Origin of the sequence: Microbacterium sp. B35-04 (genome assembly GCF_010634885.1) — a bacterium.
In the GTDB taxonomy this organism is placed as follows: domain Bacteria; phylum Actinomycetota; class Actinomycetes; order Actinomycetales; family Microbacteriaceae; genus Microbacterium.
Window position 1 is genome coordinate 1 of sequence record NZ_MWLP01000055.1, and the last position, 13,501, is coordinate 13,501.

General features: G+C 71.0%; 11 protein-coding genes. 9 read left to right on the forward strand and 2 right to left on the reverse strand.

Annotation, left to right across the window (positions count from 1 at the left end):
- On the forward strand, positions 1–562 hold a 562-nt coding region (locus tag B1729_RS13305), incomplete at its 5' end, for an ATP-binding cassette domain-containing protein (protein ID WP_163633164.1).
- A gap of 137 nt (positions 563–699) precedes the next feature.
- Complete coding sequence (locus tag B1729_RS13310; protein ID WP_163617685.1) at positions 700–882, forward strand: PspC domain-containing protein; 183 nt, start codon at positions 700–702, stop codon at positions 880–882.
- A 13-nt stretch (positions 883–895) separates the two neighbouring features.
- On the opposite strand, the gene B1729_RS13315 is transcribed toward B1729_RS13310, so the two are convergent.
- Entirely contained in the window at positions 896–1,915 is a 1,020-nt protein-coding gene (locus B1729_RS13315) for a hypothetical protein (RefSeq protein ID WP_163633162.1), read from the reverse strand.
- 216 nt (positions 1,916–2,131) lie between these two features.
- On the opposite strand from B1729_RS13315, the gene B1729_RS13320 reads away from it, so the two are divergent.
- The gene (locus tag B1729_RS13320; protein ID WP_163617683.1) at positions 2,132–2,314 is read left to right on the forward strand and encodes a PspC domain-containing protein; all 183 of its coding nucleotides are present in this window, start codon (positions 2,132–2,134) and stop codon (positions 2,312–2,314) included.
- A 66-nt stretch (positions 2,315–2,380) separates the two neighbouring features.
- On the opposite strand, the gene B1729_RS20895 is transcribed toward B1729_RS13320, so the two are convergent.
- Positions 2,381–2,857 (reverse strand): hypothetical protein, encoded by a 477-nt coding sequence (locus B1729_RS20895; protein ID WP_163633166.1) that lies wholly within the window; start codon positions 2,855–2,857, stop codon positions 2,381–2,383.
- Positions 2,858–2,968: 111 nt separating this feature from the next.
- Here B1729_RS20895 and B1729_RS13330 point away from each other — a divergent pair, with 111 nt between their 5' ends.
- From B1729_RS13330 to B1729_RS13355, 6 genes are all read left to right on the forward strand, one after another.
- The gene (locus tag B1729_RS13330; RefSeq protein WP_163633168.1) at positions 2,969–7,912 is read left to right on the forward strand and encodes a DEAD/DEAH box helicase; all 4,944 of its coding nucleotides are present in this window, start codon (positions 2,969–2,971) and stop codon (positions 7,910–7,912) included.
- On the forward strand, positions 7,905–8,693 hold the full coding sequence (locus B1729_RS13335) for an Fpg/Nei family DNA glycosylase (protein WP_163633170.1): 789 nt from the start codon (positions 7,905–7,907) through the stop codon (positions 8,691–8,693). Before B1729_RS13330 ends, B1729_RS13335 begins: the two co-directional genes overlap by 8 nt.
- A 286-nt stretch (positions 8,694–8,979) precedes the next feature.
- Positions 8,980–10,209 (forward strand): ABC transporter ATP-binding protein, encoded by a 1,230-nt coding sequence (locus tag B1729_RS13340; RefSeq protein ID WP_163633172.1) that lies wholly within the window; start codon positions 8,980–8,982, stop codon positions 10,207–10,209.
- Between the two features lie 165 nt (positions 10,210–10,374).
- Entirely contained in the window at positions 10,375–11,559 is a 1,185-nt protein-coding gene (locus B1729_RS13345) for an extracellular solute-binding protein (RefSeq protein WP_163617679.1), read from the forward strand.
- On the forward strand, positions 11,552–12,493 hold the full coding sequence (locus B1729_RS13350) for an ABC transporter permease (RefSeq protein WP_163617678.1): 942 nt from the start codon (positions 11,552–11,554) through the stop codon (positions 12,491–12,493). The genes B1729_RS13345 and B1729_RS13350 overlap by 8 nt, the downstream gene beginning before the upstream one ends.
- Positions 12,490–13,422 (forward strand): ABC transporter permease, encoded by a 933-nt coding sequence (locus B1729_RS13355; protein WP_239539636.1) that lies wholly within the window; start codon positions 12,490–12,492, stop codon positions 13,420–13,422. Before B1729_RS13350 ends, B1729_RS13355 begins: the two co-directional genes overlap by 4 nt.
- Positions 13,423–13,501 lie beyond the last annotated feature (79 nt).

A 13,501-nucleotide genomic window follows, 5' to 3' on the forward strand; every position in this document is an offset into this window, starting at 1 on the left:
CGGCGCCGGCAAGACGACGCTGCTCGAGCGGCTGGTGGGTTCCGGCCTGCAGAACTCCACGGATCGCGAGCCGAATCAGCCCGGAGACGCCCTGTCGGGCGATTCGGCGCCGGGATGGTGGAGTTCTGCACGCGGCACGCTGCACACGGACCGCGTCGGGTACCTGCCTCAGCGTGTGGACGGGCTCGATGACGCGGCATCCGTGCTCGACAACGTCGCGCCGTCCGCGCCCGGCGTCACGATCGTCGAGCTGCGGAATCGCCTGGCGCGGTTCCTCATCCGAGGGGCGGCCGTCACGCGCCCGGTCGGGACACTGTCGGGCGGCGAGCGCTTCCGGGTGGCTCTCGCCCGGCTCATGCTCGCCGATCCGCCGCCGCAGCTGCTCGTGTTCGACGAGCCGACGAACAACCTCGACCTCGACACGGTCGACCAGCTCGTCGAGGCCATCGCCGCCTACCGCGGCGCGGTGCTCGTGGTGAGCCACGACGACGCGTTCCTCGAGCGCATCGGCGTGGGCCTCGTGCTCGAGATCGACCGCGACGGCCGTCTGCACGAACACTGACGCGCGAGTGACCGAGCGCTGAGGCGGCGCGCGGCATCCGCCTCTTGGAAGGGGACGGATGCCGCGGGCCAGCGCCCCTCGGATCCCGGGGGTCTGCACCCCTGCGCCCGGCAGGCAGGTGGCACGATGATGGACTCATGAACGCACTCGTGAGACCTCAGCAGGGCCGATGGATCGCCGGCGTCTGCGCCGCCGTCGCCAACCGCTTCGGCTGGAACGTGACGCTCGTGCGCATCCTCACCGCGCTCGCCGTCGTCTTCTTCGGTCTGTCGCTGTGGATCTACATCCTGCTCTGGATCCTGGTCCCGTCCGAGGGCTGAGCCCAGACGGCGGTCAGCGCCAGTCGGACGCCGCGCGGGCGAGGGCGATCGCGGCGTCGTCCGCGGACCACGGCGCATCCGTCGCGATGTTCGCCCCGAGCCTGTTCACGCCGTCGGTCATCGCGTAGCTCGCGGACGTCATCGACTGGAAGCTGGAGTCCCGCCAGGCGGTGATCCCGGGCACACCGGTGTCGAAGGGCTCGTCCTCGGTCGTGCTCGGCAGGACCCACGCCTGACCGGCGGCTGAGTCCACCTCGAGTGTGTGCGCTCCGTCCACGAGGTAGCAGCTCGACCAGTTCGATGCTTGAGCCGCCATCAGCACGCCGGGCAGCGGCGGATCGATGTACCCGCCGGTGTTCCCGGCGAACATCGCATCGAGGAGGCCCGACATCGTGTCCGCGAGGGCCGCGCAATCCATCGCGGACCACCATCCCGTTCGGTCGCGTGTCCACGGCTCGCTGCCCGAGGCACGAACGTTCTCGAACACGATGTCCGCGAGGGCTGACGTCCAGCGGTCGATCTCGGCGCGGTCCGCCCCGGGGAAGTATTGGAACGACGCGCTCAACCACAGGTCTTCCGCCTCCGCACGCCCGGAGCAGACCCACTGCGGATCGCATTCCTCGAAGTAGTACGGCACCTGATCTGCTGGGAACTCTGCACCATCGAGTCCGGCACGCGGCAGGATCTCGACGCGCACGGCCGAACTTCCGGCATCCCAGCTGCAACCGAGCCCACCGGCATTACCGACGTCGCCGTCGCTGTCGGAGGAGGTGAGCTGCATCTCGAGGCCGGTGACCGAGAGCAGATCCGCCGGACTCAGCGCTGCGGCGCAATCCCCCTCCAGCAGGACCGGTGGTTTGTCCCCGGCTCCGACCACGAGAGCCTCCTCCGTAGGCGTCGGCGTCGGCGTCGGCGTCGGCGTCGCATGATGGGTCGGCGTGGGGGTCGCTTCAGGCGGCTCCGCCGGCGCGCACGCGGTGAGCGTGCCGAGAACGGCAAGGGCGGCAAGGGCGAGGGGAAGGGATCGTCGCACGGCATCTCCATCGAGGGGTCCCGCGACTCTATCGACGGAACCGCAGGAGAGTCACTGATTCCGCAAAGATTCGGACGCACCAGCGCCGTCGTCTTCTTCGGTCTGTCGCTGTAGGTCCTACATCCTGCTCTGGATCCTGGTCTGTCCGAGCGCTGACGGTGACCAGCCGTTCGCCGACCCCTGGCGCGGATACAATCGCCACGCGATGATGAACCCATGCATCGCCTGGTTCGTCCCCGACGGGGACGCATCATCGCCGGGGTCTGCCAGGGCATCGCGGACCGCTTCGGCTGCAGTGTGGTGCCGGTACGCGTGCTCACCGTCGCGTCGACCGTGTTCTTCGGCGTCTCGATCCTGATGTACCTGCTGCTGTGGATCCTCTTGCCGGACGAGAACTGACGTCGGTCAGGGACCTCGTGGACCTGACCTCCGGTACCCGCCCTGGGGGAGAGAACGCGACCGCGGTCAGGGCCGCTTGGGCTCCTTGGTGCGGCCCGGGGCGGTGCCGCTGTTGCCGGGGTCATCGGAGGCGTCAGCCTCCTCGGTCGGCGGAGGCGCTGTCGGCGCCGGTACCGGAACTGGCACGGCCACGGGCTCGGAGGTCTGCGCCTCGACCGCGGGATCCGTCTCGGTCTCGGCGGGCGGGGCCGTCGGAGTGGGAGTGAGCATCGGCGTCGGGGCCGGCGTGGTGGGCCGCGGCGTAACGCGCGTCTCCGCGACCGGTGCGGGATCCGCAGGCAGCGGTGAACGCTGACCCTGCACCGCCGCGAACACCGCGGTGACCACGACCACGAGCGAGAGGGCCAAGGCGCCCACGAGTGCTCCGAGGGCGAAGGTGTGCACCCGTCGCGAGCGCACCCAGGACGCATCGTCGGCTGTGGGGGTGGCCGTAGGGGTGAGCGCCGCCGGGGTGTCCGGCACGCTCGAGGGCGTCGACTCCATCGGGATCCTCGGGCGGTGAACGCGTGCGGGGGAACACGCGAGCACCGATCTTACGCGACCGGCTCCCCCGCGGCCTGGCCGGATGTCGGCGATCACGACGAAGATGGAGTGATGGGCGACGTGCTCGAGCGGTTCGGTCCTGCCACGCAGGACTGGTTCCGCGGCGCCTTCCACGCCCCCACCGACGCTCAGAAGGGCGCGTGGAAGGCGATCTCGGCCGGCAAGCACGCTCTCGTGGTCGCGCCGACCGGCTCGGGCAAGACGCTGTCGGCGTTCCTGTGGGCGATCGACCGCATCTTCCACGACAAGGCGGCGGCTCCGGCATCCGTGGCACCGGCCGGACGGGAAAAGAAGATGAGGGATGCCGCCGCCCCCGCGACCCGGATCCTCTACATCTCGCCGCTCAAGGCGCTGGGCGTCGACGTCGAGCGCAACCTCCGCTCCCCCCTCGTCGGTATCGGACAGTCGGCGCGGCGCCTCGGTCTCACGGTGCCCGACGTCACGGTGGGGGTGCGCTCGGGTGACACGCCCGCAGGCGACCGGCGCAAGCTCGTGCAGCGCCCGCCCGACATCCTCATCACCACCCCCGAGTCGCTGTACCTCATGCTGACGAGCCGGACCGGCGAGACGCTGCGCGACGTGCACACGGTGATCGTCGACGAGGTGCATGCGGTCGCCGCCACCAAGCGGGGTGCCCATCTCGCGGTGAGCCTCGAGCGGCTCGACGCGCTGCGCCGCTCGTTCGCGCCCGACGCCCCACCGGCGCAGCGCATCGGCCTGTCGGCGACGGTGCGGCCGATCGACGAGGTCGCCCGGTTCCTGGGCGGCGCGGAGCCGGTCGAGATCGTCGCCCCGCGCGCGACCAAGTCGTTCGACATGAAGGTCGTCGTGCCGATCGGCGACATGCTCAATCCGCCGCCGCCCCCGAGCCCGTATGCGTCCGACGCCGAGGCGTGGACGGCTCCGGATGCCGCGGCCACTGCCGCCGACAGCCCCGAGGAGGCGATCGACGAGGACTGGTTCGCCGACGGCGGTTCAAAAGCCGCCGGGTCTGACCGACGTGCGTCCGGAGCGGGCGAGACCGAGATGACCGGTTCGGTGTGGCCGCACGTCGAAGAGGCGATCGTCGATCGCATCCTCCTGCACCGCTCGACGATCGTGTTCTGCAATTCCCGCCGCCTCGCCGAGCGGCTGACAGGGCGGCTCAACGAGATCTACTCCGAGCGTCTCGGCCTCGACCTCCCCGAGCAGCACGTTCCCGCAGCGATGATGGCCCAGGCGGGCGCGACGGCGGGCGCCGACCCCGTGCTGGCCAAGGCGCACCACGGCTCGGTGTCGAAGGAGCAGCGAGCGCAGGTCGAAGAAGAGCTGAAGTCGGGCGTCCTGCGCTGCGTCGTCGCGACGTCGAGCCTCGAGCTCGGCATCGACATGGGCGCCGTGGACCTCGTCATCCAAGTCGAGGCGCCGCCCAGCGCAGCATCCGGTCTGCAGCGCATCGGCCGCGCCGGCCACCAGGTGGGCGAGGTCAGCCGCGCGGCGCTGTTCCCCAAGCACCGTGGGGACGTGCTGCACACCGCGATCGTCACCGAGCGGATGCTCGCCGGGCAGATCGAGGCGATCACGATCCCGCAGAACCCGCTCGACATCCTCGCGCAGCAGACGGTGGCCGCCGCCGCGGTCGCCCCCGTCGACGTCGAAGGCTGGTACGAGACGCTCAAGCGCAGCGCCCCGTTCCGGTCGCTCCCCCGGTCGGCGTACGAGGCGACGCTCGACCTCATCGCCGGGCGGTTCCCGTCCGACGAGTTCGCCGAGCTGCGTCCCCGCGTCATCTGGGACCGCGACCTCGGCGTGCTCACCGGGCGCCCGGGCGCGCAGCACATCGCCGTGACCAGCGGCGGCACGATCCCCGACCGGGGTCTGTTCGGCGTCTTCATCGCGGGCGAGTCGCAGAACGCGCGGGTCGGAGAGCTCGACGAGGAGATGGTCTACGAGTCGCGGGTCAACGACGTGTTCACCCTCGGCACGACGAGCTGGCGCATCGTCGAGATCACCCACGACCGTGTCAACGTCGTCCCCGCCTTCGGGCAGCCCGGCAAGGTGCCGTTCTGGCACGGCGACGGCATCGGCCGCCCCGCCGAGCTCGGCGAAGCGCTCGGAAAGTTCTCGCGAGAGGTGTCGACGGCGAAGCCCGAGAAGGCCGAGTCCCGCCTGCACGACGCCGGGCTGGACGAGTACGCGCAAGACAATCTGCTGGCCTACCTCGCCGAGCAGCGCGAGGCCACCGGCACCCTGCCCACCGACCGTCAGCTGACCGTCGAGCGCGGGCGCGACGAGGTCGGCGACTGGCGCGTCATCCTCCACTCCCCGTACGGCATGCAGGTGCACGCGCCGTGGGCGCTGGCTGTCAACGCGCGCATCCGCGAGCGGCTGGGGGTCGACGGCTCCGCGGTGGCGAGCGACGACGGCATCATCGCCCGGATTCCGGATGCCACGGCCGAGCCTCCGGGCGCCGACCTCTTCGTCTTCGACCCCGACGAGCTCGACCAGATCGTGACCGAGGAGGTCGGGGGCTCGGCGCTGTTCGCCTCGCGGTTCCGCGAGTGCGCGGCGCGCGCGCTGCTCATGCCGCGGCGCAACCCCGGCAAGCGGACGCCGCTGTGGCAGCAGCGGCAGCGGTCGGCCCAGCTGCTCGAGGTGGCCCGCCGCTACCCGACGTTCCCGATCATCCTCGAGACGCTGCGCGAGGTCCTGCAGGACGTCTACGACGTGCCCGCACTCCTCCGTCTCATGCGCGGCATCGGCGAACGCCGCATCCGCCTCATCGAGACCGAGCCCGCGCAGCCCTCGCCGTTCGCGCGCGACCTGCTGTTCGGCTACGTCGGCGCCTTCATGTACGAGGGCGATTCGCCGCTGGCCGAGCGACGGGCTGCCGCCCTGTCCGTCGATCCGGCGCTGCTGTCGGAGCTGCTCGGCAAGGTCGAGATGCGCGAGCTTCTCGACCCCGACATCATCGCGCAGTTCGAGCGCGAGGCGCAGCGCCTCGATCCCGAGCGTCGCGCGCGCGGACTCGAGGGAGTCGCCGACCTGCTGCGCCTGCTCGGCCCCCTCGATGCGAGCGAGGCCGCCGCGCGGCTGGAGGCCGACGGCGACGGCGTCAGAGGCGTTTCGTCTCGCTCCGCTCGCTCCACGACCGAACCTGATTCCCGGTCGTTGAGCGAGGGAGTGCCAGCGATCGAGACGAAACGCCCCGAGCCCACGAGCGACCTCGAGCACGCGACAGAGGGCGAGGCATCCGCTCTGCTCGATGCGCTGGTCACGGCGCGTCGCGCGATCCGGGTGACCATCGCCGGGGCGACCCGGGTCGCCGCGATCGAAGACACCGGACGCCTGCGCGACGGCCTCGGCGTGGCGCTGCCCGTCGGCATTCCCACGGCGTTCCTCGAGCCCGTCGCCGACCCGCTCGGCGACCTGATCGCCCGGTACGCGCGCACCCACGGGCCTTTCCGGGCGGATGCCGCAGCCGACCGGCTCGGCATCGGCGTCGCCGTCGCACGCCACACCCTGCAGCGCCTCGAGTCCCAGGGCCGCGTCACCAGTGGGTTCTTCCTGCCCGAGGCGGCGCCCGCGAGAGCCGAGTCACGCGGCGACGAGGCGGAGTGGTGCGACACCGAGGTGCTGCGCCGGCTGCGGATGCGCTCGCTCGCCGCGATCCGGGGCAGCGTCGAGCCCGTGCCGCAGCACGCCTACGCCCGGTTCCTGCCGGTGTGGCAGCACGCCACCCGGCCGCTCGAGGGGATCGACGGCGTCGCGGCGGTCGTCGAGCAGCTCGCCGGCGTGCCGATCCCGGCGAGCGCCTGGGAGTCGCTCGTGCTGCCGGCGCGCGTCGCCGACTACACGCCGGGGATGCTCGACGAGCTGACCGCCACCGGCGAGGTGATCTGGTCGGGCCATGGCAGCCTGCCCGGCCGCGACGGCTGGATCGCGCTGCATCCGGCGGATACCGTGCCGCTCACGCTCACCCTGCCCGACGATGCCGACGAGATCGCGCCGGGATCCCTCGACGCCCAGCTGCTCGCCGCGCTCGAAGGCGGCGGTGCGTACTTCGCCGCGCAACTGCGCCAGACCACGGGCGCCGACAACGAGCAGTCCGTCGTCGACGCGCTGTGGCGGCTCACCTGGGCAGGGCGGATCACGAACGACACGTTCGCCCCCGTCCGCGGGCTCGTCTCGGGTGGTTCGCAGGCGCACCGGGTGAGCCGGCGCACCCCTCGGGCGCGCCTGTACCGGGGCGCCGCAGTGCGGTCGGTCGCGGCATCCGTCCCCGCCCGTCCCCCCGCGATCGGCGGGCGATGGTCGCTGCTGCCGGCCGCCGAGCCGGATGCGGCCCTGCGGGCGACCGCGACGGCGAGCCTGCTGCTCGACCGCTACGGTGTCGTGACGCGCGGCGCGGTGCAGTCCGAGGGCGTGCCGGGCGGATTCGCGCAGACGTACCGCGTGCTGGCCGGCTTCGAAGAGGCCGGGCACTGCCGGCGCGGGTACGTCATCGAGCAGCTCGGTGCGGCGCAGTTCGCGGCATCCGCGACGGTCGACCGCCTGCGCGAGTTCGCCGGGCTGTCCGATCCGCCGCCGCTGCGCGCCGTCACGCTCGCCGCCACCGACCCCGCGAATCCGTACGGCGCCGCGCTCGCATGGCCGGGGCTCGAAGGTGTCAGTCATCGTCCGGGACGCAAGGCGGGCGCGCTCGTCGTGCTGGTCGACGGTGCCCTCGCGCTGTACCTCGAGCGCGGCGGCAAGTCTGCGCTCGCCTTCACCGGCGAGGAGGCCGTGCTGGCCGCTGCCACGCGCGACCTCGCTGCGACGGCCCGCGTGCGACGGCTCGACACCCTGACGATCGAGCAGGTCAACGGTGTGTTCGTGTACGGCACTGCCGTCGGACGTGCGCTCAGGGACGCCGGTTTCGTCGAGTCTCCGCGCGGACTCACGCTGCGGCGGCTCACCGCGGGCGACGCCCTTCGACAGGCTCAGGGACCGGGGCGCGAGGGCGCCCGTGCCTGAGGGGGACACCGTCTTCCGCACCGCCCGGCGCCTCGACGCCGCGCTGGCCGGCGCGACCGTGACGCGCTTCGAGCTGCGCGTCCCGCAGGCGGCCACGATCGACCTGCGCGGCGAGGTCGTGCACGGCGTGGTCTCGCGCGGCAAGCATCTGCTCCATCGCATCGGATCATGGACGCTGCACACCCACCTCAAGATGGAGGGCGAATGGCACGTCTACCGCCGCGGCGACCGGTGGCGGGCACCGGGATTCCGCGCCCGCGCCGTGATCGGCGCCACCGCGCTGGACGGCACCGAGTGGGAGACGGTCGGCTTCGACCTCGCGGACATCAAGGTGGTGCCGACCGCCGACGAGGACGACCTGGTCGGCTACCTCGGCCCCGATCCGCTCTCAGATTCGTGGGACCCGGTCGAGGCCGCCCTGCGGCTCGCCGCCGACCCGCGCGCCGTGCACGTCGCCCTCCAGGACCAGCGCAGCATCGCCGGGTTCGGCAACGAGTACGTCAACGAGATCCTCTTCGTCCGCGGCATCCTTCCGACGACACCCGCGAACGAGACGGATGCCGCGGCCATCGTGGATCTCGGAGCCCGGATGATCCGCGCCAACCGCAACCGGTCGGGCCGCACGTTCACCGGCGACGAGCGCCCCGGGCGTTCGACGTGGGTCTACCGCCGCGAGGGCCGGCCGTGCCGGCGGTGCGGCACGCTCATCCGGGGCGGAAGCCTGGGCGCCGATCCCACCCGCGAGCGGATCGTCTTCTGGTGCCCGGTCTGCCAGCGCTGAGGCGGCTTGCAGCACGCTTTCATCACGATGCGCGGCGGACGAAGTGTCGCGCCGGGTCGAGGCATCCGTCCGACGCGACGCGTCCATCGTTGAAACATCGCGGTTCCCTGGCCGTCACACAAGTCCGGACGAACTGTCGCGCCGCCCCCCGCCGGCACCGCGAATCGTCTGGTTCGGTCCGGGGCGCATTGCGGGTCGCCGGGGGGCGATATTGAATACGTGACACACCCGAACGGCCGTGCAGCGTTGCGCGGCCAGCGACCAGAAGGACCCTCACGAGGTGACGATGTCCACAGGCACGGCGACCGCAGCGGCGGAGCAGGTTCCCACCGAGAGCGAGGACGCGCGCGGGTCCGTCATCCTGTCGGGGATCACGAAGTACTACGGCGATCAGGTCGCCGTCGACGACCTGTCGCTGACGATCCAGCCGGGCGAGTTCATCTCGCTGCTGGGGCCGTCCGGCTGCGGCAAGACGACCACGCTGCGCATGATCGCGGGCTTCGAGCGGCCGGATGCCGGCGACATCCGCATCTCGGGACGCTCGGTGCTCGCCGCACCGCCGTACAAGCGGGACGTCAACACGGTCTTCCAGGCCTACGCGCTGTTCCCGCATCTGTCGGTCGCCGAGAACGTCGCGTACGGACTGCAGCAGCGTCGCACCCCGAAGTCCGAGGTGCGCGAGCGCGTGACCCAGGCGCTCGACATGGTGCAGATGCGGCGGTTCGGCGACCGCAAGCCCACGCAGCTGTCGGGTGGGCAGCAGCAGCGCATCGCGCTCGCCCGGGCCCTGGTCAACCGCCCCGCGGTGCTGCTCCTCGACGAGCCGCTCGGAGCCCTCGACCGTCAGCTGCGCGAAGAGATGCAGCTCGAGCTGAAGCTGCTGCAGTCGCGCCTGGGCATCACATTCGTCTTCGTGACCCACGACCAGGGCGAGGCACTGTCGATGAGCGACCGCATCGCGATCATGCGCGCGGGCTGCATCGAGCAGCTCGCCGATGCCGACACCGTGTACGCCCGCCCGGCCTCGGCCTACGTCGCGGCGTTCGTCGGCCAGCAGAACTTCTTCCGCGGCCCCGCCGCCGAAGCCGGCGCGGCGATCACCTCGCCCCACGCGCTGGTGCGTGCCACCTCTCCCGTGCTCACCAGCACGAACCTCGGCGAGGCCGCCGTGCGGCCCGAGTTCATCCGGATCGACAAGGACCCTTCGACAGGCTCAGGGACCGGATCGGGCTCAGGCACGGGGGCCTGCGCAGGCGCCGGCGCGAGCCTTTCCGAGGCGAACGCGGCCCGCGGAGAGCTGATCGGGGTGTCGCACCTCGGCGACACGATGCAGTACCTGGTGCGACTCGGCCCCGACCAGAGTCTCATCGTGCGGCGCCCGACGCCGGAGGCACCGGCGCTCTCCGTCGGCGACCCCGTGGTCTGCACGTGGGCGGCGCACCACGTGCTGCTGTTCCCCGCCGCCGACGCCGCGGCCGCCGAGGAGGGCGGCTACATCGCGCCCCCGACGGCCTGATCGCCGCTCCCCGAAACGCACGCTCCACCCGCACAGCTCCACCTGATCCGCACCACACGCCCGACCCGACCCGACGCACACAGCACCGACGCACGACGCACCCGACGCACGCCCTGCAGCCGCGGCATCCGCCTTCCCGGCTCTCGACCCGACCTGGAGTACCCGATGACCCAGCCTCGTACCCCGCTCCGCATCCTCGCCCCCGAGGCTGCCGCACCCGCGATCGTGCGCGAGCTCTCGCGGCGCCGCTTCCTGAGCTTCGCCGCGCTCGCGGGCGGGGCCACCGTGCTCGCCGCGTGTGCGCCGGGCGGCAGCGGGGCGCCCGCCCCGCAAGCGACCGGCGGGGACCTCGAGGGAGACGTCTCGGTCTACACGTGGGGCGACTACGACTCGCCGGACGTCGTCGAGGGCTTCACCGCCGAGCTCGGTCCGAAGGTCACGCTCGACTCCTACTCCTCGAACGAGGAGCTCATCGCGAAGCTCGTCGCCGCGAAGGGCACGTCCGGCTACGACATCGTCGTGCCGACCGGCGTCTTCATCCCGCAGATGATCGAGAACGGCCTGCTGACGAAGTTCAACAAGGAGCTTCTGCCCAACATGTCCAACATGGACCCGGCCTTCCTCGGCCGCGCGTGGGACCCGGGCAACGACTACTCGGTCTGCAAGGCATGGGGAACGACCGGGTACGTCTACGACAAGACCGTCATCACGCGCGAGCTCACCACGTGGGCCGACTTCTTCGACGCCGCCCAGAACGAGGCGAGCGGCAAGACGGCGATGTCCGACGACCCCGCCGGGATCATCGGCGCCTACTTCTGGGCCAACGACCTCGACTGGAACACCGAGGACCCCGACGAGCTCGAGGCGTGCCGCAAGTTCCTCGTCGAGGAGATCGCGCCGCACATCTCGGCGTTCGACTCCTATCCGGGCACCAACGCGATCCCTCAGGGCACGCAGGTGCTGATGCAGGCGTGGAACGGCGACGCGCGGCTCGGTCTCATGGAGTCGAGCGAGCCGGAGCGCTGGCAGTGGGTGCTCCCCGGCCCGGTGACCGAGCTGTGGATGGACAACTGGGCCATCGCCGCGGGAGCGCCGCACCCCGAGGCGGCACATGCGTTCATCGACTACTCGATGACGCCCGAGAATCTCATGCTCAACCTCGACTACATCGGCTACAACGTGGGCGGCAAGGACATGGAGTCGGCGGCGGAGGAGAGCGGCCTCGACCTGGCCGACATGATCTTCTTCACACCCGAGCAGCTCGAGACGATGCACGAGCAGGAGCTCAACGACTCGCAGACCACCCGCGTCTCGATCTACAACGAGGTGAAGGCTGCCGCCGGTGCGTAGTCGTGCCGCAGGAGCCGCGCTCGCCGTTCCGGCGTGGGCATGGCTCCTGCTCTTCTTCGTCGCTCCGGTGGCGATGGTGGTGTGGTTCAGCTTCGGCTACAAGCCCGGGGTCTTCGGCAGTCACGCCAACGACATCCTGTCTTTCGACCGATACGTCGAGGCCTTCTCGCCGACGTTCTTCGCGACGTTCCAGAACACCCTGTGGGTCGGTGTGATCGGCACCGTGCTCTGCTTCCTGATCGGGGCGCCGGTCGCGTACTGGATGGCGTTCAAGGTCAAACCGGAGCGCCGCGGCATCCTCATCGCCCTGGTGCTGGTGCCGTTCTGGACGAACTTCCTGGTACGCACGATCGGCTGGCAGGTGATCCTCGCGCCCGAGGGCTGGCTGTCATCGCTGCTGCAGGGCATCGGCGTGCTCGACGGTCCGCTCGATCTGCTGTACACCCGCACCGCGGTCATCATCGGCGTCGTCTACAACTACCTGCCGCTGATGATCCTGCCGCTGTTCGTCGCGTTCGACCGCGTCGGCCCGGCCCTGCGCGAGGCGTCGAAGGATCTCGGCGCCGGCAAGCCCGCCACGTTCCTGCGCGTCACGCTGCCGCTGTCGCAGCCGGGCATCATCGCCGGCGTGCTGCTGGTGTTCATCCCCCTGATGGGCGACTACATCACCGCGACCGTGCTCGGCGGCGCGAAGGGCAACATGGTCGGCCAGCTCGTCGCGAGCCAGTTCCAGACCGCCCAGAACTGGGCGCTCGGCTCGGCGATGGCGGTGCTGCTCATGCTCGTGATCATGCTGACGATCGGCGTGGCCGCGGTGATCATCTGGCTCGTCGCGCTGCCGTTCCGCTCGCGCAGCCGGCTGGTGCTGGGGCCGGTGGCCGAGACGGCGAAGACGGATGCCGCGCCCGCGGCCGCTCTGGAGGTGACGACGTGACGCTCTCTACGGATGTTCAGACCGACACTGAGACGATTCTGCAGTCCCGGGCTCGCGCGGCCGTTCGGCCCTCCGCGCCGCGCCGACGCGCACGGAAGTCGTGGTCGGATGTCGCCTTCACCGTGTGGGGCATCGCCGTGATGCTCTTCCTCTTCCTGCCGATCATCGTGATCGTGATCTACTCCTTCAACACCGGACGCCTGCTGGTGTCGTGGGACGGCTTCGGATTCGACGCCTTCGGCACGATCCTCGCGAAGCCGGCCATCCAGAGTGCGGTGCGGGTGTCGCTCATCACGGCGCTCATCGCCGCCGTCATCGCGACCGTGCTCGGCACCCTCGCCGGCATCGCGATGGCCCGCCACCCGGGCAAGTGGGTGTGGTGGTTCCTGGGGCTGCTGCTGCTGGTGTCGGTGACACCCGAGATCGTCGACGCCGTGGCGCTGCTCCCCTGGATGGTGTTCCTCGGCCAGGATCTGGGCATCTCGCTCTTCAACGACGGCATCGTGCGCCTGTCGGTGGGCTCTTCGCTGTTCGCCACCGCCGTGGTGTCGTACATCGTGCGCGCCCGCCTGGTGGGTCAGGACATGAACCTCGAAGAGGCATCCGCCGACCTGTACGCGAAGCCGTTCACCACGTTCCGCCGCATCACGCTCGCGCTGGCGATGCCGGCGGTGCTCGCCGGCTTCCTGCTGGCGTTCACGCTGAGCCTCGACAACACGATCGTCGCGGCGTTCGTGCAGGTGTCGGGCACGACGCCGTGGCCGGTGTACGTGCTGAGCGCGCTGCGCTCGGGCCTCCGCCCCGAGATCGCCGCAGTGTCGACCATCATGCTGCTGCTGACGCTCGTCGCCCTCGCCCTGGTGGCGCTCGTGCTCAAGCGCGCCGGTGACTCGGCGACGCAGATCGCCCGCACCATGACCGGCGGCTGACCCGTTTCATCCCGAGGAGGCGAGTTCCCCGCCCGCCGGGAGTTCCCCGGTCGTTGAGCGGGGAGCACCACCACCCCAC